Origin of the sequence: Arthrobacter sp. AZCC_0090 (assembly GCF_014207375.1) — a bacterium.
Taxonomy (GTDB): Bacteria; Actinomycetota; Actinomycetes; order Actinomycetales; family Micrococcaceae; genus Arthrobacter.
The window spans coordinates 1-23,637 of record NZ_JACHEE010000001.1; the positions used below are offsets into that span (position 1 = coordinate 1).

Here is a 23,637-nt window from a genome sequence, read left to right on the forward strand (position 1 = left end):
TAGAGGAACAGGGTCCCGGTGCCGATGTCGGCCTTGTCGGCGATCTGCTGCGTCGTGACATCCTCGACTCCGTGTTCAGCGAACAGCTCGCTGGCTGCGGCAGTGATGCGATCGAGCTTCTGCTGCTTATTTCGCTCGCGCCGTCCGAGCGGCTGGGACGCGACAGACATGACGGTTCCTCCCGAAACAAACTGACTGGACTCAATTATGACTATATCCCCGAGGCCAACCCGGAGTCCTTTACGCCACGTGCCTACTCTTCGTAATGGGGGAGGGCGTGTCCGTGCCTGACATAGGTGAGGGCGGCGTCGACGTCGTAGGCGTGGATCGCAGAGGCCAGCGCAGTCAGCTGGCGGGAAAGGATCTCGACCGTGGTACTGGTGAAGAAGGCGTCGCGGGCCGCGGTGTCGGCGAACCCCAGGATGACCGAGGCATGGAATCGTTGGTCATCGGGGTTGTCGTGGGCAACGTTAGGGGTGTCCCATAGTTTCTCGTTCCACGGCAGGAACGTCTGCGTGCGCAGTTCCTTCATCACGCTGGTATTCGAGAGGGCAGGACCGAGTTGATTGTTAACGAACTTGCGAAATTCGCCGGCGTGAACAACGTCGCGACGGCGGAGGTAGATGATGGAGCGTGAGCCCACTGTCTCTGCCCGGCTGGCGACGTCGTACCAGCGGGAAGAGTTCGGCGGGCCGGCGTAGAGGAGCGTGCGGCGGAACACGTTGATCTCGTCCCTGTATGCCAGCGCGGTCTGCCTGCGCCCCTGCAGCGGGGAGAGCACGGATTGGAAGGTGACTTCCGCGACGCCGTCGATCTTCCGATCCACGGGAATGATGGTCTCCACCCCGCTGGTTGCGGGCCACCGGCCGGGGTTGTGTTCGGCGAGGTGGATCTGCCGGTATTCCGCCAGGCCCGGGGTGGCTGCGATGATGCCGGAGTGCGGCCCCTTCCAGTAGTCCATGCCGGTTTGGCGGGGCTGGTCAGTGCGCACCCACAGCAGGATGGAGGAGCTGAAGTGCTTCTTCACGTCGGGTTGCGCGTTGGGCGGTGAGGTTCTCATGGTGGCGTCGTTCTTGGTGTGTGTGCTGGTTAGTTGGTCAGGAACTCGACGGCCCTGGGAGCGAACTTGGCGTGGAATTGGAAGATGCCGCCGTGGCCGGAGTCGGGGTAGATGATCAGTTCAGACCCCTTGATGCGCCGATGCAGGTCCTCGGAGAGGGTCGATGGCACCATGCGGTCGTTGTCGCCGTTGGCGATGAGTGTGGGGTGCGTGAGCGTGGACAGGTCCGATGGGGCGGAGCGGCCGAACTTCTGGATTGCCTTCAGTTGCGTCTGGAATGCACGGGTGCTGATCGGCTGGTCACGGTCGTCGGTTCGCTCCTGAAGGCGCCTGATGAACGCTTTCGCGGCGGGTTTGCCGGTGTTGTTGCGGTTGAAGAACAGGAATTCCTTGGGGTCCGACCGTGTCAGGGTTGTACGGAGGATGTCCCAGTAGGTGGTGCCGACGACCTTCTCGATGTCCTTGCCTCCTCGCGGGCCGGTTCCGGTCAGGACAAGCTTGCGGACAAGGGTGGGATGCTTGAGGGCAAGGTCCTGGGCGATCATGCCGCCGAGTGAGAAGGAGAAGACGTCGATTTTGTCGAACCCGAGGGCCTTGATGAAGGTGTAGGCGTCGTCGGCCATTGTCTCGATACTGTCGGGGACCTGTCCGGTGGAAGCGCCGACGCCGGGCTGGTCGAAGGTGATGACGTGGCGGTTCTTCGCGACGGGGTCGATGATGCGGGGATCCCAGTTATCAAGGGTGGCTGCCAGGTGCACGAAGAACACGACGGGGATGCCGCCCTTGGGCCCCAGCTCCCGGTAGGCGTAGGTGACACCTTCGGCTGTGATGGCTTTGGTAGGTGCTATCGCGTACGAGGTAACGACAGAGTCGTGCGGGGTGCCGGTGTTGTCCATGACGGTTGTTCTCCTGCGTGGTTCGTGAAGTGGAAAAGGTGGCGGTTCAGTTGCTCAGGGCGACCACTGCTTTGCCGCGGATGCCGCCCTCGGTCAGGTACTGCAGCGCCTCTGGGGTCTGGTCGAAGCTGAAGACCTTCCCTACGATGGGGCGCAGCACGCCGTCGTCGACCAGCGATGCGATCTGGCGCAGTTGGTCGCCGCTGGCGCGCATGAAGAGGAACTCATAGCTGACGCCGAGCTTCCTGGCGTGCCGGCGAATCTTAGTGCTGAGTACAGTGATTGCCAGGCGAAGCGCAGGATTCAGTCCGGCTTCGCGGGCGAACGCCGGATCCGGCGGTCCGGAGATACCGATGGTCTTGCCACCGGGTTTGAGGATGCGCAGTGACTTCTCAAGGTTCTCCCCGCCGAGGCTGTCGAGCACGAGGTCGTAGCCGCTGAGGAGTTGCTCGAAGTCCTGGGTGCGGTAGTCGATCACCACGTCCGCTCCGAGGTCGCGCACGAAGCCGGCGTTCGAGCCGCTCGCGGTGGTTGCAACGGTCGCGCCGAGGTGCTTGGCGAGCTGGACGGCGATAGAGCCGACCCCACCGGCTCCCGCATGAATGAGAACCTTCTGTCCGGGACGCACGTTGCCGTGCTCAACGAGGGCCTGCCATGCGGTCAGCGCCACCAGCGGCAGCGAGCCGGCCTCCTCCATGCTGGCCGATGCAGGCTTCAACGCAAGGTCATCCTCGGCGACGGCGATGCGCTCGGCGAACGTGCCGATGCGGTCCTTATCGGGGCGGCCGTAAACCTCATCACCGGGCTTGAACCCGCGCACCTTAGACCCGACCTGCAGGACGGTGCCGGCCACGTCATTGCCGAGGATCAGCTGGAGCTTGTAGGGGAGGATTTGCTTGAACTCGCCCAGCCGGATCTTCTCGTCCAACTGGTTCAGGCCTGCCGCTTGAACCTGCACGAGCACGTCCCCTTCGCCGACGGTCGGCTCAGCAACCTCCGCTTCGCGCAGCGGCTCCTTGTACTTGGTGACGACGAACGCTCGCATGGCGTGGTGTTCCTTCCGCAATAAATGAGTCTACTCAATTATGACTCAACTCAATTAATTGTCAACGGGTGGTTCGGCGATCGTTGCCGCTGTCACTGGTCGTGCCTATGCACCGCGGGACGAGAGGGGTTGACGACCCAGGGCAACGCGGTCACCCGGCAGCGGCCGTACCGCATGTCCATCTACGACGTCGCGCTCGCCGCCGCCCTACCGATACAGCGATCCCTGGGTTTGCCCGAAGGTCGAGTTCGGCCAGGCCGGGGGTGGCGGTGCGAGGATTCGCTCGTTTACGAGCAGATCACCGGACCGATACACACTCCTCCGGGAGTCGGGAAGAGCATGCTGGCCGAGAAGGTCTCAGTACAGCTCTCTGCACGGGTTGTGCCAGGGGTGTCTTCTTGGCAGAAGGATTCCGCCCGGGAAATAGGCTCGGGCGATTGCTCGTCTCGATGTCTGTTGTGGGGCTCCAACGCGGGGCCAGGTTGAGGCGCGTTCTGGAAGGCTGGTCTGGGAAACTATTCGTCGGGTTCAAGGGTGGTGGCTGCGTCGAGGGCGTCGTCGACGACGATGAGGTAGTTCTCCCGGCCTGCTGCTAGCGGGATGGAGTGGTCGCCGTATTTTTCGTAGGCGAGGTTGACGGCGTCGTCGGCTTGGTGATGTTGAGTTTGCGCAGGAGCCGGGCGATGTCGAGAGTATCTTTGTGCCGTTCGGCAGCGATTTTCATGGTCAGGAGAGTTTCGATGTCGGCGGCCCGGACGGTGAGCCAGTCGAGGTGTTCGAGGTCGACCCAAATGGCGTTCTCCGGGACGTAGGCTGAGGCGTTGGCGTTGAGCCAGTCCGGTGCGAGGTCGTACTCTGCTGCCATCTCGGTGACGACGGCGTTGACCGTGGCTGGGTCGGCGTAGCTGGCGTCGATGTCAGCGGTTGGGCGGTTGCCGATTCCTTGCAGGATGAGGGCGGCGCCCCCGGACGAGTTTGATGTCGCCGTGGACGCCGCGGTCTTTCAAGCGCCGGGCGAGTTCCTTGAGGAGGGCGCGGATTTGTTGGGCGGTGAGTTCTCCGCCGCTCATGCGGTGGCCAGGCTGCGTTCGCGGATGAAGACGTTCATCGCGGCCAGTTCCGGCGGTGTTTCGTTCATGGTGAGTTTCTTCATCGGTTCCCGGACGGTGCGGTATGACTCTGCCGGCAGCCATGCTTGGGGGAGGGGTTTGATGCGTCTGGTCCAGAGCGGGGTGGGTTGTCCTAGTCGGTGGGCGGTGTAGGCGGTGATGCCTGCCAGGGCGGCGGACCAGTGGGGTTCCTTGAGTCGGGGGCTGCGCTGAAGGAGGGGCCTTCCTGCTTTGAGGGATGCGGTGGCGTAGTCGGCGAGCATCTTGATGGCGAACTCGAAGTCCCGCGTTTCGATGAGTTGGGTGAAGGTTGCTCCGTAGTCCCGCCGTGCCGGATCATAGTCCGTGCCGCAGGGAATCGATTCGGCGGCTGCCAGGGACAGTCCCAGGGCATGGAGGACCGCGATGGTCTTTCCGAGTTCGGCGCGTTCGTGACCGGCCTCAAGGTCGACGACGAACTTGCGTGAGACCTTGGCCGCATCGGCCAGGGCCTGTTGCGAAAGTCCTTGTTCCTTTCGACGGGAACGGATGACGGCGCCGGCGGCCCCGGCGGTGTCGATGCTGTTTGCATCTGCCAAGTGTCCTCCCATGATTGATTCCATTATGTCACCGAACGGTATCACTCGCTGCTGCTGACTGTTCCTGCCGCCCCGGTTAGTGTGTGGTCATCCGGTTCCCGCCCGCCAGGCCATGAGACGTTTGAGAGGAGGAAAGACCGCGCCATGGATCTATCGAATTCAAGGCCGTTCGTTTGGGCTGCTGCAGGCTCCCGCGCGCCGCCGCGATTGGCCACGCTCGAGCGTTGCCGCCTAGCCATCAGGACCAGATTCAGCCTGGGTGCGATGCAGAATTGCCGCGCCTCGGCAGGTGCCGCTACCGTTCGGATCGTGCAGCAAAGTGGGCACAAAAGAGGCGTGTACAACGTACACACCTTGGGGCGTCGGACGGGGCCGTACATCGGCCGGACTGGCTCGTATTGGGGATGCTTTCGGGAGAGCGGCGGATTTACGGGGACGGGAATGCGGTTCGAGTCCCACCTCGGGCACGTTTTCGCAGCTTCGGGCCCTTTTTCATTGGTGTACGGCTGCCTCCTGGCTTGCTTCGCTGATCGACCGTTTGTTGTTCGTTACCTGTTCATGGATGTTTATGGCCTCAGCGACATGACTTGGGGAAAGTTCGGTGGAGGTTTCCTTGCCGCATCGTTGGGTGTTCATGAGCTTCCTCCTGCTGCTCGGCTTCTGGTTGGCTGTTCTGCGTAATCATGGTTGGCCCTGCGGAAGGCGCCGTGACTTGTGCCCAGTCGGTGGAAAACTGGTGCCGCCGAAGGTCCATAGACGGTCCCACCGTGCAGCCCATGATGCCCGCCGGCTTTCATCTCCGTACCCGGGAATCGTTCTGTCTACAGCTGTTCATGGTTGCTCCACTTCCGCAGCGCCGGTGCCGGTGAACCGGTACCCGTTCAGCTTGAGCGCGGCCTTGTACGTGATGAAGAAAGAGTTGAGCGTTTCCGCCGATGCCAGATGGCCGGCACTTCGAATCTGGGCGAGCTCATCGGCCAACGCGAGCTTGTCGCAGTCCTGGTTCGTGGCCTTGAGCTGGTTCATGGAAGTGGAGAATGACGCCTGGACATCCGGCATCGATGAGGAATGATCATCTGTCTCGCTCATTTCTGGCTAGCCGCAGCTCCGTTTGGCACGAGCCTGCCAAATTGTCAGATCTCCAAGTTGGGTCCGGTCAACTTTCATATGTACACCCTGTCGAAAGTGATTTCCCCGTCGCTCATCGAGACCTGGCCGCTGCTAGGATCTGAAGCTCGTGCAGGGTTGCACGGAAAACGCCAAACCATCAATTTTGCGGGAGTGGGGCGTCTCTTCCGGAATCTGGCTCCGCCGGCGCGGGCGATACGTTTCTGCCCCCTGGTGTACGGAGCAGAGCGCGCAACGTCTGGATGGTGTCGGCCTCCGCGGCAGTCTTGTCGTCACGGTAGCGCTTGACGCGCGCGAACCGAAGGGCGATTCCACCCGGATAGCGGTGAGAGTGCTGGACGCCGTCGATGGCGATCTCGACCACGGTGACCGGCTCGGTCCACACCGTGCCCGCCGTTCGCCGCACCTCCAACTCCTGGAACTTTTCAGTCTGCCACTGCAGCAGCGTGTCGGTGAGGCCCTTGAAAGTCTTACCCACCATCACGTAACCGCCGGGTTCGCCGAACTCGCCAACAGGGTCCAGGGCTCCGAGGTGCAGGTTCGACAGCAGCCCGGCGCGCCGTCCTGACCCCCATTCGCAGGCGAGCACCACCAGATCGTAGGTGAGCACCGGCTTCACCTTGATCCAGTTCGAACCCCGCCGCCCTGCGGCGTAGGCCGAGCCCAGCGCCTTCACGACCACACCCTCATGGCCGGCGGCCAGCGCATCGCGCGACACGCTCTCGGCGACCGCCGCATCCGCAGTGATTTTCCCCGGGATGCGGTGACCGGGGGCGATCCGCTCGAGCACGCCGATGCGTGTGGCCAGCGGCTCGTCGAGCAGGTCGCGCCCGTCGACGTGCAGCACGTCGAAAAACCACGGATGCAGCAGCGTGGTGCGCGCAGCGTTCGACCCGAACCGGGACATGGTCTCCTGGAACGGCCGGGGCCCGCCGTCCTCGTCGAGGGCTAGGGTCTCGCCGTCGAGGATCACATCGCGCACGGGCAGTCCGCGCACCACCTCCACCACCTCAGGCAGCCGATGGGTCACTTCGGCCAGGGTGCGGGTGTAGATGTGCACGTCGTCGCCGGCACGGTGCACCTGGATGCGTGCGCCGTCGAGCTTGTATTCCACCGACGCTTCCCCCGTCGCCTCCAGCGCCTCGCCGGCACTGGCCGCGGTTGCGGCGAGCATGGGCTGCACGGGACGCCCGACGACGAGGCCGACGGCGTCAAGCTGGGCCGCGGTGCCGGTGATCGCCAGCAGGGCGGTCCCGCCGAGATCTCCGGAGAGCATCGCTGCGCGGCGAACGGCCTCGACCGGCCGGCCGGCGGCGCGCGCAACCGCATCCGTCAGTACGCCTTCGAGTGCACCGGTACGAAGTTCTCCGAGCAGCACGCCGGCGATGAAGGCCTGCTCTCGTTCTGTGGCTTCCGCCATCAGAGTCCGAAGGGTGGCGGCGCGTTCCACGGTCGAGCCAGCGCCCGCGGCTGCCAGCAGCCGGTCCAACGCAACGTCGAGGTGGGCGATAGTGAGATTCGGCTCTGGAGCGGGCTCGCCTTTGGCCGCCCTCATGCCGCCCCAGCCGACCCCGACTCGGCCCTGGCGAGGCTTGGCGGTGAGCAAGCCGACCGCCGTCGGGATGTCCACGGGGTCGAGCCGGAGCAGCAGGCCTGCCAGTTCGTTGACCTTGGCGACCCGGGAGCGGGTGGCCGCGACGGCTTCCGAGGTCCTCGCGAGCTCATCGAGCAGCATGGCACCAGTCTGTCACGGTCGCTGTCTATGGACAGCCGCGACGCTGATCGCGGCCGCTGACCACGCAGGCGAATCGGGCCGCGCGCTGCAGATCACGGTGAACAGCTACCGCCAAGCCTCGAGCAGCAGCCAACGGCCTCACAGGGCAGCCGACGTCGAGCGACACCCAGACGGAACGGCATCAGTCGCCGACGGCCTCGCTGGGGCCAGGTGACTGTCAGTCCATCGTTGCCGGCCGCTTCGAGCAGACATATGCTTCAACGCCGAAAAGGGCTACGGCTTTATCGCCAACGATGACGGTAGCGCAGACGTGTTCGCGCACTACTCCGCCATCACCCGCGGCGGATACCGCGCCCTGGAGGAGGGCCAAAGGTTACCTTCGACATTGAACGGGGCCAAAAGGGACCGCAGGCGCAGAACTTTCGCGTTTCGTAAGCTGACGCGTTTCGCGAGGTGGGGCAGATCGCCAATCCCCAGTTCTTTTCGCGGTCCTGCCGATTGTGTAGCGGGCGGGCTGGCTGGCAGCGCCTGGCGGCGAGGATTGCCCCATTGGGCAGGGCTGTGGGGTTCCCTGCCGAGTCGCAGGTGTAGGTGCCGGCGTTGACGCCGGAGAGCCGGTCGTGGCCGGTGTAGGCGTAGGCCTCGTTCGGGCCGGTGATCCCGGGGCATGGTCGAGGCGGCGAGGCTGCCGACGTCGTTGCCGGTGTAGGAGAAGGAGGCCAGCGCGGCGCTGCCGGGCCTGTGTCGGTCAGCGCGAGGTGACAACGACCTTGCCGAGGGCGTGTCCTTCACCGACGTACGCGAGGGCTTGGGGCACCTCGTCAAGCCCGAAAGTGCGGTCGATGTGGATGCTGACATTGCCGGCGACGCACATTTCGGTCAGCGGCTCGAAGTAGCGTGGACCCTCCTTGACGGCCAGCACACCGAGCCGTCGGCCCGTGACCAGCCCGGCGGCCGCGCCGATCGTGAGGACGCTCAGCAGTGCCGGAACAGACCCGCCCACGCACCGGTACCGGCCGCCCCGGGCGAGTGCTCGATGATAGGCGAACACGGACCGATGAGCGACGAGGTCCAAGATGAGGTCGTAGGGCGCGTGATCGCGGGTGAAGTCGTCGCGGCGGTAATCGATCACCTCGTCGGCGCCGAGCGATCGCATGAACTCGAGCTTGCCACCGTTGTCGACACCGGTGACGTGCGCACCGAGTGCTTTGGCCAGCTGGATGGCGAATGAACCCGAGCCTCCGCCCCCACCGTTGATCAGAACCCGATGACCGTTCGCGGCGCCCGCCGTGCCTTGCAGCGCGATCGCGCCGGCCTGCGGAATCGCCGATGCCTCGGCGAGCGTCAGCTCGGCGGGCTTGAGGCCGAGGGCAGACTCGTGTGCGACCGCGTACTGGGCGAAGCCGCCCTTGAGCCGGAGGTTGTCGCCGTAGACCTCGTCGCCTGGCTGGAATCGAGTCACCCCAGTGCCCACGGCCTCGACCCGGCCCGCGATGTCCGAGCCAAGCGTTGGGCGCGCCGGCGCGCGCAACCCACCCAGGCGCGCGTAGAAGGGCGAGCCACGAAGGCACTCCCAGTCGCTGAGGTTGATCGACGTTGCCGCGACCTCCACCAAGACTTGCCCGGCGGCGGGCGTCGGGGTCGGGACGTCCTCGACCCGCAATACGTCAGGGCGCCCATATCGCTCGTACACGACTGCCTTCACGTCTCCTCCATCAGGTCTGGCTCGATCCTGTCGTCTCGGCGCACCGGGCCCGCTCTCAATCGCAAGCGATTCCGGTCCCTCGGGTTAGTCCGTCGTTGGGACCCAGATTTTCAGTATCACGGATATCCCCTCACTTAGCTCACATTCACTACGCCAGGCTCAACTGCATCGTCGACGACGATAATTCTGAGGGCACCCCAGCTCCTGGGAAAACGCGGGTTTACGGTAACGGGAGGTGCAGGGTACGTGGATTCTGGATTCGTGCACGAGAATCACGCCCCGGCGAAGTCCGCACCCGCACCTGTCGCGATTGGTCTCGGACAGAGGCACTCGCTTGTCCCTGCAAGCAAAAAAGAGAGTGTGGACACTGTCCACACTTGGGCCCTCGGACTGGGCCGAACATCGGCCGGACTGAGCCGGATTGGCTATGTTTTCGGGGGAGTGGCGGGTTCTCGGGGTCTGGAAAGCAATTCGAGTCCCACCTTGGGCACGTTTTCCCAGCTCAGGGGCCCTTTTTGGGCCTCTGAGTGTGGGACGAATGGTATTTTTTCGGTGTCCGCGCCGGGGCGTTCTACCTGTCTCCGGCTCTCTCCTTACTCTGTTGGGGATCTGGTTTTGTTGGCTCTTGGTCTTTCATGGCGGTAGACAGTCCGGGTGACATGACTTGTGAGCAACGAGCGCCGGATTTTGTTTCTGCGGATCGTGTCTTACGCATTGCCGTGTCCTTCCCGTCTTTGTTGGCGGTGCTTCTGTGCCCGTACTTCTTCATGGGGATTGCGACGCCGGGCGACATGACCCGATGAAAATCGGTGGCGACTTCTTTGCCCCGGTGGGTGAGGAGAATTCGAGGGGCTGATTTTCGGGAATCACAGGCCGCCAAAAGATGGGCTGATTGCGCCTTCGGCGCCGCCCGGAACTCGTGGCAGCCAAGCAGCTCTCGGCCTACAACTCTTGAGTTGTATAACTTCTACGTTGTATTCTTGAGTTGATGTGGGATGTAGATGTGGACCTTGTGGAGTCATGGTTGTCCGCGTTGGATCAGGCCTCGTATGAACAGGTTGTTGCGGCTCTTGAGCTTTTGGCCGAGCGTGGTCCCCAGCTGGGGCGCCCGATTGTGGATACGGTAGCCGGTTCGCGGCATAAGAACATGAAGGAGTTGCGTCCCGGATCGAGTGGTCGGTCGGAGTTGCGGGTGTTGTTTGCTTTTGACCCGGTGCGTCGGGCGATTTTGCTGGTTGCGGGGGACAAGGCAGGGAACTGGACCAAGTGGTACAAGACGAATATTCCCTTGGCGGATGACCTCTTCGATGACCATCTGAGGAAGCTGAAAGGAGAGCAGTGATGGCGATGAACCTTGAGGAGATGCTGGCCAAGCGTCCGGTCGACCGGGCAGCAGTGGAGGCGAACAAGAAGCGCATGCTCGATGAGGTCAGGGCGTACCGTCTTCGTGAACTCCGTGAAGCTTCCGACCTGACCCAGGTCGAGTTGGCCGGTCGGTTACATGTGAGTCAGAACAGGGTGTCCCGGATCGAGCATGGTGACATCGACCGCGCCCAGGTCGATACGTTGCGGAAGTACGTCGAGGCAGTCGGTGGCCGGCTTCGGATCGAGGTTGAACTCGGCGACGAACGAATCCAAATCGCCTGACGCTGTCCAAGCCCAGATGCGTAGGCATCTCGGAGTGTGGTGACCTTTTGGGCTGAGTTTCGGTTGTGGTGCTTTCCCGATCACAATGGAGGCTGTGAGCGAGGATACATTTGCGGGTACGGAACAGACGGCTCTGCCGGGTCTTTCAGGCGGAGTGAACCACGCTCTGACCCGCGAACTTGAAGAGCTTCGATTTGAGAACGCCCGGTTGCGGAAGCTGGTGGACCTCACCGAGTCCGAATCCAAAGCAGCTCGCCCGGACCAGCCTGTCATTTCGGCAGCCACTCCTGTTGGCCCGGTGACGATGGATTCGCCCCCGGAGGCGAAGGTTCGTCTGTTCCAGGAGTTGTTCCGCGCCCGGAGCGATGTCTATGCTCGCAGATGGGAAAACTCGAGAGATGGGCGTTCGGGTTGGGTCCCCGCCGTCGCCGGCGGGTGGCGCAAAACTACGAACTTGGCCGGGACCAACTTCCTGCCGCTCACGCCCATGGTCGTCGCCGACCACCTGCGCGGCCTGCAGCACATTGGCCTGTATCCCTTGACCCGGTCCGACACGTGTTGGTGGGTTGCAGCGGATTTCGACGGAAGTGCCGCGATGCTGGACGCGTTGGCCTACGTCAAGGCTGCACGCTTTCGTGGCATTCCGGCAGCGCTTGAAGTGTCCCAGTCCGGTCGCGGCGCCCATGTATGGATCTTCTTCAGAACCGCCGTCTCGGCAAGGATCGCCCGCCAACTAGGCACCGGCCTCATCCAGGAAGCCATGGGCCTGCGAGGGAGCATGAGCTTGTCCAGCTATGACAGGCTCTTCCCATCCCAAGATGCGCATTCCGGCAAAGGCTTGGGCAACCTGATCGCCGCGCCACTGAATGGGAAACGGCGGCAGGATGGAACCACGTTGTTTCTGGATACCACGACCCTTGAACCGTTTGAGGACCAGTGGGCATACCTGTCGTCCCTGGACCGGCTCTCGGAGCGCGAGACCGCTGACCTGGTCCGCAAATTGCCTCCCCTCAGATTGGGGCAAGACGTCCGCCGCCTCGAACTGCCTGCGTCGTCGAAGATTGTGCCGCGGCCCGCGCTCGTTGTAGGGGCCACCTTCGCCTCGCGCATGACCATCAAATCAGCGGACCTCGGCCCCGCCATGATCTCGGCGGTCAAGCATGCCGCCTCAATGCAGAACCCCGATTTCTATGAGCGTCAGCGCCAGCGTCGCTCGACGTGGAACATTCCGCGCTTTCTGCGCAGCTACGACGAGACACTGGAAGGCGACCTCATTTTGCGGCGCGGACTGTTCCCCCTGCTCCAGCAGCTTGTTCAATCGGCCGGCAGTGTCCTGCGCGTCGAAGACGAGCGCGTGGCCGGAACGAAGCATGATTTCAGGTTCACGGCCGGCCTTCGTCCGGAACAGCAGGCTGCTGTCGATGTGGTCGCTTCCTTGGAGCAGGGGATCTTGGTGGCTCCGCCCGGCACTGGTAAGACCGTCATTGCGTGTGCAGCGATAGCGCGTCGTGGCGTTTCCACGCTCATCTTGGTTGACCGCAAGGCCTTGGCTGATCAATGGCGGGCCCGTGTACGTGAATTCCTGGACGAGAAGTGTGGCCAGATAGGTGGTGGGCGCGCAAGGACAACGGGACGAATCGACGTCGTACTGTTGCCAACGCTGGCGCGGCGGGACAACGTGGCGGAGCTGACGGCCGGCTACGGACTTGTCATTGCTGACGAGTGCCACCACGTCGCCGCCGCAGCGTTCGGTCACGTGATGAATCAGATCCCCGCTAAGCATTGGTTAGGCCTGACCGCGACACCATACCGGCGGGACAATTTACATGCCTTGATGTACCACCAGCTTGGCCAGGTCGTCCACACGGTCTCGCCGCCGGTTCCGCAACAACTGCCGCGACATGCAAGGGAAATTCCTGCTCCGCAGCTCGCCCTCGAGTTGCACCGCACCAAATACATCTACGACGGCGATGCGGACCCCAGGGAACCTGGAGGGATCTCAGCGATCTACAAAAATTTGGTTGCCAACGAACACCGGCTCGTGCAGATTTGCGACGATGTCATCGCAGCCTATGAGCGCAACTCGCGGATCCTCTTGTTGACGACGTGGAAGGCTCATCTGGAGGCATTCAAGTCACGGTTCGAGTCGGCCGGACTGGAGCCAGTGGTCTTTTCCGGTGCGATGAAAGGAAAGGAGCGACAGGCCGCCGTCGAACGACTTGCCGCGATCGATGACAAGGAACCATTGCTGGTACTTGGCACCGGTTCCTACATAGGCGAGGGTTTTGACTGTCCCAAGCTCGACACATTGTTCCTCGCGGCGCCCATCTCCTTCAAGGGCCGGCTGGTCCAATACGCCGGCCGCATCACGAGACCATACCCTGACAAGGCGCTGGCAACAGTTCACGACTATCATGACGAGCTCACACCAGTGCTGGCGGCGTCGTTGCACAAGCGGGCCACCGGATATGTCTCTTTAGGGTTCCCTGATCCCCGCAAGATGTCGTCTCGCTAAAGCACTCCTCGCGTGAAAGACACCGTCAGTACAAACAGTGCAGAGCAATGGCCGATAGCCGACCCTCCGAGCTGGCCAAGGCGTGGTGAGGACGGCTGGCCGCGCGGATGCACAAACCCGAACCCGACGGGCCAACGAGGCTTCCGTCCTGCCTACGACCGCAGGTGCTGTCACACATGGTGGCGCGCGCCTTTGCCGGACCCGAAACCTCGCCCAGTGCGTGGATCCAGATGCACCTGAACCGCATTTCTGAAACCTACTGGACTCCGCCATCGCCACCGACCAAACCAGTATGAGACCCGAAAACCTGGTTTCAGGACCGGCATGTCTACCGCTTCGAGGTCGTTCCAAGCCAGAAAGAGCACCCGTCATGCGGTGGTTCGTTGTTGGAACCATTGATGCGTGAAGGAGGTGATCTACCGATGAAATGTGTCCGGACCGCCGCGCCCGCCGGGCTGCGTGGTGTTCCCGCGGAACTACCGGCAACTGCGTTGTGCCCCCGTTCGGCTCGGCAAAAAGCTGCGAGGGCACAAAAGGAAGGTGTGTTCAACGTACACACCTCGGGTGTCGGACTGGGCCGTATATCGGCCGGACTGGCTCGTATTGGGTATGTTTTCGGGGGAGGGACGGAACATCAAGGAAAAGAATGCGGTTCGAGTCCCACCTCGGGCACAGCATGACCAAGGAGCGCAGCCGGGCTGCTGTTTGTCGTGCCAAAGAGGCTGCTGACAGTGTCAACACTTACGTCTGCCTTATGGCGTTGCCGGGGCTGCCGCTTGACACATGCAACTTCGACGACATACCCAGCCTGCCATCACACTCATCACATTGCGGCGATGACTGGACGGCATACTCGCATCCTCAATCAGCCTGACGACAAACGTCCGCGGAATTCCTTGACGCGCACTGCCGCGGCCCCGCATGTCCGGATAGGGACGTAGAACTGCTTCGGGTTTGGGTGTGCCCTAGCCGGACGATCACCCATGTGTCCGGCGTCGCCCTTTGGAGGAGGTCTGGGGTGGCAGATCGGGCATACGCCGGCGTGATCGAAGAGGTTCCCCAACGCGACCAGGCGCAGAGCACACGCCGAGCTTCCGTCATTTCCCGTCCCGGGCGACTAACCGCCACGAAGTTGACGGCAACAGCAAATCTGCGGCCGCCCGAAATCTTTCCACGACGTTCCCCTGTTTCAAAAGCTGGTTGCAGGCAGCAGTTTCAGCTTCTGTTTTCCGTGCCCGGCTCGTCCCGCTGTTTCGGGGCGACGGGTGCTGATATGGTCCGAGCGGCGATGACCAGGGTGAAGGCTGTCGCGAGGCCGAGAATCGTCCAGGCGTAGATCTCCCGGCCGGGGAGATCGGTTGTCGCCAGCCAGCGGATGGCATAGTTCGTGGTTGCACCCACGGGAAAAGTGAATACCCAAAACATTTGCGTGAAGGGAAGTTTGCGGTACTCGGGGAGGAGCATGATCTGCATCAGCACCATGATAAAGAGTACGCCTGTCAGTCCGAGCTGGATTGTCCCCACAGGGCCTGGATGTGACACCATCCACGCGATATTGGCCGTTGCTGGCGCAGCCAGATAGGCGGACAGTCCGACCTTGGCGGCCGGCAGCACCTCGCCGCCGGTCATCAGGCGGACGGTGACGACAGTTCCTATAACCAGCCAGAAGAACACGCCAGCGCCAAACGCGGCCACGGCCGCATTATGGGCGTGGATGCTTGAGAACCCGATGCTGGCAACGAAGGCCCCGGCCGAGACGGGCAGCAGGTAGCCGGGATGGACGGATTGCATGGATACCCCGCCGGTGACCCAGTGCGCGAGGAGCTGGGCAGCGACGACGGCAAGGCCTGCAATGAAAGCCATACACGGCCAGGCGCCCCATGGCGGCAGATACTGGCTGTAGTGCGACGAAAGCAGGATCCCCGCTAGGGGGATGAAGGACGCAAAGGGCCCCGCCACTTCGTGTCTCAGGTCGGCCCGGAATGTTCCTTTACGGCGAAGGCCCCGAAAAACGTAGACGGCGGTCAGAATCAGCCACAGAGCGCTGGCTGCCCCGTAAAAGATTTCCTCCGGCCACATCGGGGATCCGAGAGAGCTCCTCGCGGCGGACCAGCCGCCGCCAAGACCGGCAAGCCCCAAGGGAATGCCGAAGCGGCTCAACGCAGGCATTCCCGACAGGGTGGCCGAGGGCAAGGCGCGGACCTGAGGGGCCGGCGTCAGCGCAGCGGCGGTGCCAGTATCAGTCATCTCGTCAGAGAGCTTGGTTGGTGCGTGAAGATGAGCAGCGTGCTCGTCGCGGTGGCGAGGAGTTCTCCGTCGGCGGTGCAGAGGCGGCCTTCGGTGAAAATCACGCGCGAGCCGGTTTTCACGACTGATCCCTCTGCGCGAAGTGCGCCCTTCTGGAGTGTGATGGGCCGCAGATACTTGACCGCCAGGTCGATGGAGGTGTATCCGATCCCGGCTTCCAAGGTGGTGTGGGCTGCGCAGCCGAGCACCGTGTCAAGGAGCGTGCAGGCCAGGCCGCCGTGCACCATTCCAAGGGGGTTGTAGTGCGCTTCGCCAGGCTGGCACTGGAACTCGACGTGTCCGTGCCTCGCATCGACGAGATCGAAATTCATCAGGGAAGCGATCGGCGGCGGCGCGATGCTGCCTTCGCGGAGGCCGGAAAAGTAGTCCAGACCCGACAGCCGTGGCAGCTGCTCGAGCGCGATTGCCGGATCAATCCAGGTGAAGGTTTCCGAACGTTCCGCTGGGGCGTTGGTTGACAACGGGGTTTCCTCCTTGAGTTCTCTGCAGGTCTTCAGGGTTTGCCGCGGTCATGCCGGGGCATTGGCCGGCAAAGCCGGGTACAGATCGGAGATCGGGCCGGACAGGCCGAGCTTCACGCCGGCGCTGATCTCGTCCACGATGACCTCGTAATCACCCTGCTCGAGCCCATCGAAGGACTTCCATGCGACTTCCTCGGGGGAGGTCTTCGGGGCATTCACGCCCTTGGCCATGGCTGTGTCCATGTAGCCGACGTGAACACCCGTCACCTGGGTGCCTTGAGGTGCCAGTTCCACGCGGAAGGAGTTGGTCGCCGACCACAGGGCGGCTTTGGATGCGCTGTAGGCGCCGGTGAGTGCGATCCAGCTGAGCGGCGAGTGGATGTTGAGGACCGCTGACGTCGAGCTGGTGGCGAGTACCGGTGCGAATGCCCTCGTCAGGGCGACCGGTCCGAAGAAGTTGGTCTCCATAACGTCGCGGATCTCCTCGTCGGACAGTGCCATCAGAGTGTCCGATGCGAGGCTCATGCCGGCGTTGTTGATTAGGACCGTGACGTCCTGGGCCTGGGCGACGGCGGCCCGGATCGAGTCAGCGTCGGTGACATCGAGTGTGAGAGGGACGACCCGGGGATCGTTCCACTCTCGCGGACGTCGGGCTGTCGCATACACCTTCGCAGCGCCGCGGGCGAGGGCCTGTTCCACGAGCTCGCGGCCCAGTCCTCCGTTCGCGCCGGTGACTAGGACGACGGAGCCAGATAGCACTGGCATAGTTTTCTCCTGATGTCGGATAGGGCGGCGACGCGGTTGTTGCGGCCTCAGAGTCTCAGGCTATCCGAGTCGGTTGGATTTTCCAACTAACTGTATACTTGGAAAAAGTACCGAAAGGAGGTGAACGATGAATCCGCCGACCGATGCGGCAGCAGATGGGCCGAGGGCGTGTTTCATCGCTGCAGGCCTTGACGTGTTGGGGGAGCGGTGGGCGCTGCTGGCGCTTCGCGAGATGTCCCTGGGCGTTCACCGGTTCGACCAGATCGCCCGTAATACGGGCGCGTCCCGCGACATCCTGACCGGCCGGCTGCGCACACTCGAAAGCCGTGGCGTGATCGAGCGCGTCCAGTACTCTGAGCGCCCTCCGCGCTACGAGTACCACCTCACAAATTCCGGAGCCGAAGTCGCGCCCATCCTCATTTCACTCGCGGCGTGGAGCAGCACATGGATGCGCGACGAGACACCCCGCGCCTCCTACAAGCACAGTTGCGGGGCCGACCTGAAGCCGTTGGTGTCGTGTGCGGAATGCGGTGAGGAATTCAAGCCAGGAAGCTTGATGCTGGGACCGCTTGTGTCAACGGCCGGTACGGACCTGACGTCGGGCCAATAACCTCTGAAACCCGACAGGGGACGACGGCGGTACATCCCGCCGTCGTCCCCGGGCCACCGTTGCGCCCGGCTTTCGCCGGTTTGATTCCTTGGAATCAAGCCTCAGGTATCTTCCCGAAGCAGACCGACGACGGTATCGCGGTGTCGTAGGGTGAATGGCCCGCTGTGTATCTCTAGCCGATCTACTCGTACAGGGCTTCTGCTTCCGGATTGTTGCCGCCGGTTTGAAGAATGACTGGGGCGCCAGCCGCAGCTGCGATCCGTTCCAGTTCCGCCACTAGCCGAGTCGCCGCGCGAGGCCACGCGCTGCCGGGTCCGTAATGACACGCTTGACCTCCCACCCGCCGTCCAGCAGCGAAGTGCCCCATGCCCTATAGCCTCGCTGAAGGAGGTAACAACGAAGACATTCGATACAAAGTCTTCAGGTGCGTCCAGGATCAGTGCGACGAATGCTTTCTCTCGGGCGCCTTCTCGGGGGCGGGGCTGGAACTGAACGATCGCGAATCCGAGTCCGGAAGACGAAGCGAACATTTCGGAAATGACCATCAAAATCAGGCCAATTGAAAGGCATTGCCGGACGCCTGCCATGACCTGCGGAAGGCCGGACCAACTGACGCACTCGGGCCCAGTCTGAGAGGCCGTGGGTGCGGGCACTGTCAGACAGGACGCTGTCTCAAACGGCACGGGTCGCGCAAGAGCAGGGCACCCTCGACGACGTTGGCGAAGCAACATACTTTTGGGTCCGGATCGACGGGCAAAGCCGAACGCTAATCTTGACGGTGACGGATCAATTATTCGCACAATCCTCCGCTAGCCACCCACCGGCGAGGCGTCCGCTCAGCTATGTCCTAATAGCTCTCCCGGAACCCTAGGGATACAAGACGAAGGGATTAGGCCAGGCCCTCGCTCCGTGGCAACGGCGGGGGCAGGGCTATGCCTGGGTATGGCGTCGCGCGTGGTGAGCGCTGCGGAGGCGGGGCTGCCGCTGTTCCCGGGCGACGGCTACGTCACTTCCCGGGGTACCGATACAGGTCGGGCTTCAAGATTTAGAGCTAGGTCGACCTGGAATATGGCTAAGAATGGACTTAGAGAAGCCACCATCGACACAGATGTCTTGCCCGGTGACATAGCCCGATAGCGGGCCTACAAGAAATTCGATTACGTTCGCAATGTCCATGGGGTCTCCAATTCTTGACAACGGAATAATATCTTCCCTCGCTTTCTTAATTTGGGGATCGGCATACATTTTTTCAGTCATCCGTGTATGAGTCATACCCGGGGATACCACATTTACACGAATTCCGTCAGGTGCCCATTCCAGTGCGAGTGTCTGGGCTAGCATCGTCAATGCAGCCTTGCTGGGGCTGTAAGCGCCTGATCCGGCATGTGGTAGCTGGCCAGACATTGAAGAGGTAAAACAAGCGGAACCGCGGCTATGCCTCAAATGTGCGTAGCTTGCTTTGGCAAGAAGCCACGCGCCGCGGAGGTTAACGGAGAACATGCCGTCCCAGTCCTCAATGGATAGGTCGCATATTGGACCAGGGCTGGCGATTCCGGCATTCGCCACCAACGCGTCCAGCCCACCGAACTCGGCTACCGCAGCTCCTATAAGCTGACTCGGCACTTCGGGATCACCGAGGTCGCCCGCCAATGCGATGGCGGTACCTCCCATTGACTGGATTGAACGAACAACTTGTTCCTGGCTAGCGTTCGATTCGTGTCCACACACCGCAATCATCGGGTGCACGCCCCGAGCGAGAGCCGCCTCTGCGAGTCTCAGGCATGTAGCTGCGCCTATGCCGCTACTTCCGCCACTGACCAAAGCTCTCATCGCACACACTCCTTTTGACAGGGATTCACTTGGGAATCATTTTTGGCTACCAAAATATGACAGAAAATCATGGACTGCAGTCCTCTCAGGTCTCGCTTTGCGTTTCAATTCGCAAATGTAAACCCGATTCCATTATTTTCTCAAAACCATCGGCTGATGTGCCGCGATCTCCACGCTTGAGTCAATTTCCGAGTTCCCAGCCTTGATTTTTGAGATCCTGCATTGCCTTCTTGAATTCTTGCACGGGGTTCTCTTCGCGAATTATCTCAAGAACAACGTTATTGACTCCACAGGTTGTTTTGACGGCCTTGCCTAACCCGTCCCAGTCGATCACTCCGGTGCCGATTGGATCATGACCCCAGGTTTCCCTGCCCGTATCAGAAATATGTACAAGTCCAATTGATTCGTGATTCTCAAGCAAACTTGCTACGGCATCCTCCCCTATGTAGGCAGCATTGGCGACATCGTACACGATCTTAAGTGAATCGTCGCTGACGGTATGTACGATGCCTGCCAGGTCCTGGATCGTAGGAGTGAAGCAATATGGAGTGTTTTCCATAAGTAGTCGTGTGCCAGCCTGTTTGGCCACCGGAATCAGAATCTCCAGGCTCTCGTACATCCACCCATAGGTTTTTTCGAGCGATGGTGAAATCATGGGGCGTCTTGTGCCGGTGGATATTACAACCTCGGGGACATCCCAGGCTACTGCCAAGTCAATCACCGACTTTATGTGCTCAATACTTTTGCGACGCATATTAGCGCCGGGGCTAGCCAAATTGATGTCATATCCACCGGCATTCAGCGACCTGATTTTGGCGCCGTATTCATTGAGTCTTGCATAAATTGCCGAGCGCTCCGAGCCGGATATTTCATCCGGCCAGCAATGTGGAGAGCTAATCGGAACTTCAAAAGTCTCATATCCATTGTCGGCGAGTTCCGCAATCGCATCAATTGCCGTAGCTGACCAAAGATAGGAAAATGTATTAATAATCATACAGAACATCCTCGCAATACTGCGCGTGTGGAGAAAACTTGTTTCATTCATAACGCAATGTGAATTTCGATCCTGCGTAAAGGATCGCACCGTTGGAGAGCCAGACGGCTCGAAGAGACCCGGGGCAGACGCGCCCCTTCTTGCCTATTCGAGCCGCCACGGCTTCCTACGGACAAGCGTGCCTACTGGGAACGTTTCGCCTCGTCGCTGGCCGACGAAATGCTCAAGAGCAGGTGCTCGCCTTCGAGTACTTCGGGGTCGGCGGGAGCTACGGTGGCACGTCCTGCCCGGCTGCCGGTCTCGGGCAAGGTGAGGTAGACGATGAGGCAGAGGGCAACAACAACTGTCATGTAGATCGCGACATACATGGGATGTCCGGCGCCGACGAACGCGGCGGCGATCAACGGCGCGGTACCGCCGAAGACGGCGATCACGATTTGGTGTGCGAAGCCGATGCCGGATACACGGACTGAGGCGGGGAACAGTTCTGCCTGGATGGTCGGGTAGACGGCTTGCCAGATACCGAGAACCACCCACCCGGACGCCGATACCAGAACGTAGACGCCGAAGCCCGGCTGGTTCAGCAGCAGGAGCATGGGGTAAAAGAGAACGATCATGCCGATGGCACCGATGATTGGGAAGATTTTGCGTCGGCCGAGTCGATCAGAGAGCGCGCCGCAGATCGGCACGATGACAACGAGCAGGGCTAGCCCGATAACGTTTCCGGCCAAGGTGGAGGCCAGGTCCCGGCCGGTGGTCAGTTTGGCGTAGGTGGGAAGGAAAGTGGCCCAGGTGTAGTAGGCCACTGCAGGGGCGGACAGTGCTGCTGCCTGCAGCAGCGCCTTCGGGTGTTCGCGAAGCAGGTCCATCAGGCGGGCCGCGGCGGACTTTTGATCGACGAGGGCAGTTGCCTCAAACTCGGGGGTCTCTTCTGCCCGGGCCCTCAAGACAATGCCGACGACGCCGAGGATGCCCCCCACGACGAACGGGATGCGCCAACCCCAGGCGGCGAGGTCCGCTGGAGTAAAGGATGATGTCACCATTGCCGCGGCGCCGGTCGCTGCGAGGGTCGCCAGGCCGCTTGCCATGTTGGTGAACGAACCGAACAGGCCCCTCCGGTTCGCGGGAGCGTGTTCCACCATGAATGCGATGGCGCTCTGCCCTTCACTACCGGCCGAGATTCCCTGGAGGATGCGCGCAACCAGAAAGAGAACGGGCGCTGCATAGCCGATGGTCGCAAATGAAGGTGTGAGGCCGATGATCAGAGCACCGAGTGCCATCCCGGAGATGGATAGAGTCAGGATGCGCCTTCGGCCGAATCGGTCGGCCAGCGGAGAGATGATGATTCCGCTGAGCGGGCGTACAACAAACCCGAGCGCGTAGGTGAGCAGTGCTGCGATCAGGGAGGCGAACGGGGAATCGCTTGGAAATATCTGTGATGAGAACACCGCTGCCAGCAGCCCGTAGACGTACCAGTCGTACCACTCCACGAAGTGGCCGATCGTGCCTGCCACCATGTTGACGGTGCGGCGAGGATGCTCAGACACGTCGGCTAGCTCCGAAGGGTCTGGACTGCCGACGGCTTCTTTTGAGGTCTTCATTGAACTCTCCATATTTTCACGTTTGCTGCGGAGGGGGTATTGGAATATTCCCGGACACCCGAAACGGTGTGCGGGTTTTGCCCGGCTGTAACTCGGCTCGACGGGACAGCCGACTGCCAAGGCCAAGTGCCGGCGCAACGCATAGGCGCTGCCTGACTTGAGGTGGCAGAGAAGCTGATCCAGCCTCTCTCCCGTGAGATCGATTGCAACAGATTCATGAATGAGATCGGTTGCTGAGATCGGTTGCAAGCAACGATACGTAGGCTAGTCAGCTCTGTCAACGGTCATTTTCGATTCAGCGAATGGAGGTCCAAACCTTTTGCCAGCAGGTAGCCAAAGGACAAGCGGAAACCGATCCACACGAGCCGGCCGTAAAGAGTCATCCCTGAACTGGCAGGGACTTCTCATTGTTGAGATCAAGGAAACGGACTCCGGACCAGGTGCAGTCCAAGCTGCCGTACGATGCCCAGTACTCGTCCCAATGCGCAAGCTTCCAGCGATCCCTCTCCAGACCCCGCTGAATGAGTCGCCCCCGGAGAGTATCCTGGGGGACCTGCACCCGTACCACCGTGGTCTCCGAGGGAGGCCAGTGGAATTCTTCCGCGGCGCGCGTCAGGTAGTCCGGTACGGCGAAGTACGCACCGAAGGGTGCATCGAGTACGACCGATCGTCCCAGTCGCAGATTCGCTCCGGCTATATCCATGAGCGTCTCGTACTCCAAGGGCAGAACATTCTCCCGGTAAAACCCATTGGATTCCCGATCACTGGGGTCGTGTCCGGCTGCCTTCAAAGCAAACTCGACAAGGCGGCCACAGATCCGGTCCTTGTCCAGATATGCAGCTCCATGCTCTTTTGCTGTTTGCTGGGCAATGGTCGTCTTTCCGGACCCTGCAGGGCCGATGACAATGAAGACTTTGGGGACCGTCATCGGCGGGCCTCTGCCACTGCCGACAGGAACTCGCTGGCGGCCTCAGTGACACGGGAGAGGTCGCCGTCGGGCTGCCATGCTTTGGTCACGGCACTGCCGACGCCAACGCAGGCGACGCCGGCGGCGAACCATTCCGCGACATTCCCGGGGGTGACGCCGCCTGCCGGCATGACCGGCAGGTGCGCCAGCGGGGCGAGGACCGATTTCACGTAGGGGATGCCGCCGGCTTCCGTGGGGAAGAGCTTGAGGATGTCAGCGCCGGCTTCGGCAGACTCGACTAGTTCCGTCGGCGTGTAAGCGCCGCTGATTGTCGGTACCTGGTACCGGTTGGCCGTACGGATCATTGCCGGGTTGAGCTGGGGACTGACCAGGAAGTCAGCGCCGGCGCGGATGCACTCATAGGCTGAGTGCTCGTCCAGAACTGTTCCCGCTCCGACCGCTACTCCACTGGGCCCGTGCTTGGCAGAGAGTCGTCTGATTACGTTCACTGCACCCGGGATCGAGAGCGTGATTTCGAGGGCCCGAAAACCTCCGGCGATCGCCGCTTCGGCGACGCGTTCTGCTAGGTCTTCGTTCCCAAGGCGCACGATGAGGACGGCGCCGGACCGGTCGATTGTCTTGAGGGTGCGAAGTTTCTTGTACATTGCTGGCCTTTCTTCTGACCAAGGCAGGTCCTTATTCCGGAGCATCCCTGGGCCGCTCTTGAAGTGTCGTTGACAAACT

22 protein-coding genes and 2 pseudogenes are annotated in these 23,637 nt (G+C 61.8%); 5 read left to right on the top strand and 19 right to left on the bottom strand.

The genetic code is table 11. The annotated features are described in order from the left end of the window. From HNP00_RS00005 to HNP00_RS00045, 9 genes are all read right to left on the bottom strand, one after another. Positions 1–170 (bottom strand): TetR/AcrR family transcriptional regulator (locus tag HNP00_RS00005; RefSeq protein ID WP_184734631.1); only part of this gene is annotated, 170 nt, incomplete at its 3' end. Positions 171–253: 83 nt separating this feature from the next. Then, positions 254–1,060 (bottom strand): strictosidine synthase, encoded by an 807-nt coding sequence (locus HNP00_RS00010; RefSeq protein WP_184734633.1) that lies wholly within the window; start codon positions 1,058–1,060, stop codon positions 254–256. 29 nt (positions 1,061–1,089) lie between these two features. Further along, positions 1,090–1,956: an alpha/beta fold hydrolase gene (locus tag HNP00_RS00015; protein WP_184734635.1), complete on the bottom strand. Its 867-nt coding sequence runs from the start codon at positions 1,954–1,956 to the stop codon at positions 1,090–1,092. Between the two features lie 46 nt (positions 1,957–2,002). Continuing rightward, positions 2,003–3,001 carry an NADP-dependent oxidoreductase gene (locus HNP00_RS00020; protein ID WP_184734637.1) on the bottom strand — a complete coding sequence of 333 codons (999 nt, stop codon included), beginning with the start codon at positions 2,999–3,001 and terminating at the stop codon, positions 2,003–2,005. Between the two features lie 592 nt (positions 3,002–3,593). Continuing rightward, on the bottom strand, positions 3,594–3,953 hold the full coding sequence (locus HNP00_RS00025; protein ID WP_311770479.1) for a hypothetical protein: 360 nt from the start codon (positions 3,951–3,953) through the stop codon (positions 3,594–3,596). Beyond that, entirely contained in the window at positions 3,919–4,071 is a 153-nt protein-coding gene (locus HNP00_RS00030; RefSeq protein WP_184734641.1) for a hypothetical protein, read from the bottom strand. The genes HNP00_RS00025 and HNP00_RS00030 overlap by 35 nt, the downstream gene beginning before the upstream one ends. After that, complete coding sequence (locus HNP00_RS00035) at positions 4,068–4,700, bottom strand: helix-turn-helix transcriptional regulator (RefSeq protein WP_184734643.1); 633 nt, start codon at positions 4,698–4,700, stop codon at positions 4,068–4,070. The genes HNP00_RS00030 and HNP00_RS00035 overlap by 4 nt, the downstream gene beginning before the upstream one ends. An 819-nt stretch (positions 4,701–5,519) precedes the next feature. Continuing rightward, a complete protein-coding gene (locus tag HNP00_RS00040) occupies positions 5,520–5,777 on the bottom strand; it encodes a hypothetical protein (RefSeq protein WP_184734645.1) in 258 nt (85 codons plus the stop codon). 178 nt (positions 5,778–5,955) lie between these two features. Further along, positions 5,956–7,551, bottom strand: coding sequence for an ATP-dependent DNA ligase (locus HNP00_RS00045; protein ID WP_184734647.1), 1,596 nt, complete (start codon positions 7,549–7,551; stop codon positions 5,956–5,958). A gap of 250 nt (positions 7,552–7,801) precedes the next feature. Here HNP00_RS00045 and HNP00_RS00050 point away from each other — a divergent pair. Continuing rightward, positions 7,802–7,986 (top strand): annotated as a pseudogene (locus HNP00_RS00050) (cold-shock protein). 313 nt (positions 7,987–8,299) lie between these two features. Here the strand turns inward: HNP00_RS00050 and HNP00_RS00055 are convergent. Further along, positions 8,300–9,256 (bottom strand): NAD(P)-dependent alcohol dehydrogenase, encoded by a 957-nt coding sequence (locus HNP00_RS00055; RefSeq protein WP_184734649.1) that lies wholly within the window; start codon positions 9,254–9,256, stop codon positions 8,300–8,302. A 988-nt stretch (positions 9,257–10,244) separates the two neighbouring features. Between HNP00_RS00055 and HNP00_RS00060 the strand changes: the two genes are divergently transcribed. The 3 genes from HNP00_RS00060 (at position 10,245) to HNP00_RS00070 (ending at position 13,418) form a co-directional block, all read left to right on the top strand. Next, on the top strand, positions 10,245–10,598 hold the full coding sequence (locus tag HNP00_RS00060; RefSeq protein WP_184734651.1) for a type II toxin-antitoxin system RelE/ParE family toxin: 354 nt from the start codon (positions 10,245–10,247) through the stop codon (positions 10,596–10,598). Then, positions 10,598–10,903 carry a helix-turn-helix domain-containing protein gene (locus HNP00_RS00065; RefSeq protein ID WP_184734653.1) on the top strand — a complete coding sequence of 102 codons (306 nt, stop codon included), beginning with the start codon at positions 10,598–10,600 and terminating at the stop codon, positions 10,901–10,903. The genes HNP00_RS00060 and HNP00_RS00065 overlap by 1 nt, the downstream gene beginning before the upstream one ends. Positions 10,904–10,997: 94 nt before the next feature. Continuing rightward, a complete protein-coding gene (locus tag HNP00_RS00070) occupies positions 10,998–13,418 on the top strand; it encodes a TOTE conflict system archaeo-eukaryotic primase domain-containing protein (protein WP_311770451.1) in 2,421 nt (806 codons plus the stop codon). A gap of 1,215 nt (positions 13,419–14,633) precedes the next feature. On the opposite strand, the gene HNP00_RS00075 is transcribed toward HNP00_RS00070, so the two are convergent. The 3 genes from HNP00_RS00075 to HNP00_RS00085 are packed head-to-tail and all read right to left on the bottom strand — an operon-like array spanning position 14,634 to position 16,951. Beyond that, entirely contained in the window at positions 14,634–15,665 is a 1,032-nt protein-coding gene (locus HNP00_RS00075) for a TDT family transporter (protein WP_260404694.1), read from the bottom strand. Continuing rightward, the gene (locus tag HNP00_RS00080) at positions 15,662–16,186 is read right to left on the bottom strand and encodes a PaaI family thioesterase (RefSeq protein ID WP_184734657.1); all 525 of its coding nucleotides are present in this window, start codon (positions 16,184–16,186) and stop codon (positions 15,662–15,664) included. Before HNP00_RS00080 ends, HNP00_RS00075 begins: the two co-directional genes overlap by 4 nt. 48 nt (positions 16,187–16,234) lie before the next feature. Then, positions 16,235–16,951: an SDR family oxidoreductase gene (locus tag HNP00_RS00085; protein ID WP_184734659.1), complete on the bottom strand. Its 717-nt coding sequence runs from the start codon at positions 16,949–16,951 to the stop codon at positions 16,235–16,237. A 127-nt stretch (positions 16,952–17,078) separates the two neighbouring features. Between HNP00_RS00085 and HNP00_RS00090 the strand changes: the two genes are divergently transcribed. Continuing rightward, a complete protein-coding gene (locus tag HNP00_RS00090; RefSeq protein ID WP_184734661.1) occupies positions 17,079–17,561 on the top strand; it encodes a helix-turn-helix domain-containing protein in 483 nt (160 codons plus the stop codon). 482 nt (positions 17,562–18,043) lie between these two features. Here the strand turns inward: HNP00_RS00090 and HNP00_RS23055 are convergent. From HNP00_RS23055 to HNP00_RS00115, 6 genes and pseudogenes are all read right to left on the bottom strand, one after another. Next, positions 18,044–18,233 (bottom strand): annotated as a pseudogene (locus HNP00_RS23055) (ABC transporter permease); the annotation flags it as partial. 366 nt (positions 18,234–18,599) lie between these two features. Next, entirely contained in the window at positions 18,600–19,391 is a 792-nt protein-coding gene (locus tag HNP00_RS00095; protein WP_184734663.1) for an SDR family NAD(P)-dependent oxidoreductase, read from the bottom strand. 181 nt (positions 19,392–19,572) lie between these two features. Beyond that, positions 19,573–20,385 (bottom strand): sugar phosphate isomerase/epimerase family protein, encoded by an 813-nt coding sequence (locus HNP00_RS00100; RefSeq protein WP_184734665.1) that lies wholly within the window; start codon positions 20,383–20,385, stop codon positions 19,573–19,575. A gap of 182 nt (positions 20,386–20,567) precedes the next feature. Continuing rightward, entirely contained in the window at positions 20,568–21,986 is a 1,419-nt protein-coding gene (locus HNP00_RS00105; RefSeq protein ID WP_184734667.1) for an MFS transporter, read from the bottom strand. 379 nt (positions 21,987–22,365) lie between these two features. Beyond that, positions 22,366–22,914, bottom strand: a complete 549-nt coding sequence (locus HNP00_RS00110) for an ATP-binding protein (protein ID WP_184734669.1) — start codon at positions 22,912–22,914, stop codon at positions 22,366–22,368. Further along, a complete protein-coding gene (locus HNP00_RS00115; RefSeq protein WP_184734671.1) occupies positions 22,911–23,558 on the bottom strand; it encodes a bifunctional 4-hydroxy-2-oxoglutarate aldolase/2-dehydro-3-deoxy-phosphogluconate aldolase in 648 nt (215 codons plus the stop codon). Before HNP00_RS00115 ends, HNP00_RS00110 begins: the two co-directional genes overlap by 4 nt. Positions 23,559–23,637 lie beyond the last annotated feature (79 nt).

What these genes read in the sequence shown, in the direction of transcription:
- HNP00_RS00040 (WP_184734645.1), bottom strand. Translation starts at nt 5,777, where the DNA reads ATGAGCGAGACAGATGATCATTCCTCATCGATGCCGGATGTCCAGGCG.
- HNP00_RS00060 (WP_184734651.1), top strand. Translation starts at nt 10,245, where the DNA reads ATGTGGGATGTAGATGTGGACCTTGTGGAGTCATGGTTGTCCGCGTTG.
- HNP00_RS00015 (WP_184734635.1), bottom strand. Translation starts at nt 1,956, where the DNA reads ATGGACAACACCGGCACCCCGCACGACTCTGTCGTTACCTCGTACGCG.
- HNP00_RS00110 (WP_184734669.1), bottom strand. Translation starts at nt 22,914, where the DNA reads ATGACGGTCCCCAAAGTCTTCATTGTCATCGGCCCTGCAGGGTCCGGA.
- HNP00_RS00105 (WP_184734667.1), bottom strand. Translation starts at nt 21,986, where the DNA reads ATGAAGACCTCAAAAGAAGCCGTCGGCAGTCCAGACCCTTCGGAGCTA.
- HNP00_RS00090 (WP_184734661.1), top strand. Translation starts at nt 17,079, where the DNA reads ATGAATCCGCCGACCGATGCGGCAGCAGATGGGCCGAGGGCGTGTTTC.
- HNP00_RS00045 (WP_184734647.1), bottom strand. Translation starts at nt 7,551, where the DNA reads ATGCTGCTCGATGAGCTCGCGAGGACCTCGGAAGCCGTCGCGGCCACC.
- HNP00_RS00065 (WP_184734653.1), top strand. Translation starts at nt 10,598, where the DNA reads ATGGCGATGAACCTTGAGGAGATGCTGGCCAAGCGTCCGGTCGACCGG.
- HNP00_RS00095 (WP_184734663.1), bottom strand. Translation starts at nt 19,391, where the DNA reads ATGAGAGCTTTGGTCAGTGGCGGAAGTAGCGGCATAGGCGCAGCTACA.
- HNP00_RS00075 (WP_260404694.1), bottom strand. Translation starts at nt 15,665, where the DNA reads ATGACTGATACTGGCACCGCCGCTGCGCTGACGCCGGCCCCTCAGGTC.
- HNP00_RS00010 (WP_184734633.1), bottom strand. Translation starts at nt 1,060, where the DNA reads ATGAGAACCTCACCGCCCAACGCGCAACCCGACGTGAAGAAGCACTTC.
- HNP00_RS00100 (WP_184734665.1), bottom strand. Translation starts at nt 20,385, where the DNA reads ATGATTATTAATACATTTTCCTATCTTTGGTCAGCTACGGCAATTGAT.
- HNP00_RS00030 (WP_184734641.1), bottom strand. Translation starts at nt 4,071, where the DNA reads ATGAGCGGCGGAGAACTCACCGCCCAACAAATCCGCGCCCTCCTCAAG.
- HNP00_RS00035 (WP_184734643.1), bottom strand. Translation starts at nt 4,700, where the DNA reads ATGGGAGGACACTTGGCAGATGCAAACAGCATCGACACCGCCGGGGCC.
- HNP00_RS00085 (WP_184734659.1), bottom strand. Translation starts at nt 16,951, where the DNA reads ATGCCAGTGCTATCTGGCTCCGTCGTCCTAGTCACCGGCGCGAACGGA.
- HNP00_RS00020 (WP_184734637.1), bottom strand. Translation starts at nt 3,001, where the DNA reads ATGCGAGCGTTCGTCGTCACCAAGTACAAGGAGCCGCTGCGCGAAGCG.
- HNP00_RS00115 (WP_184734671.1), bottom strand. Translation starts at nt 23,558, where the DNA reads ATGTACAAGAAACTTCGCACCCTCAAGACAATCGACCGGTCCGGCGCC.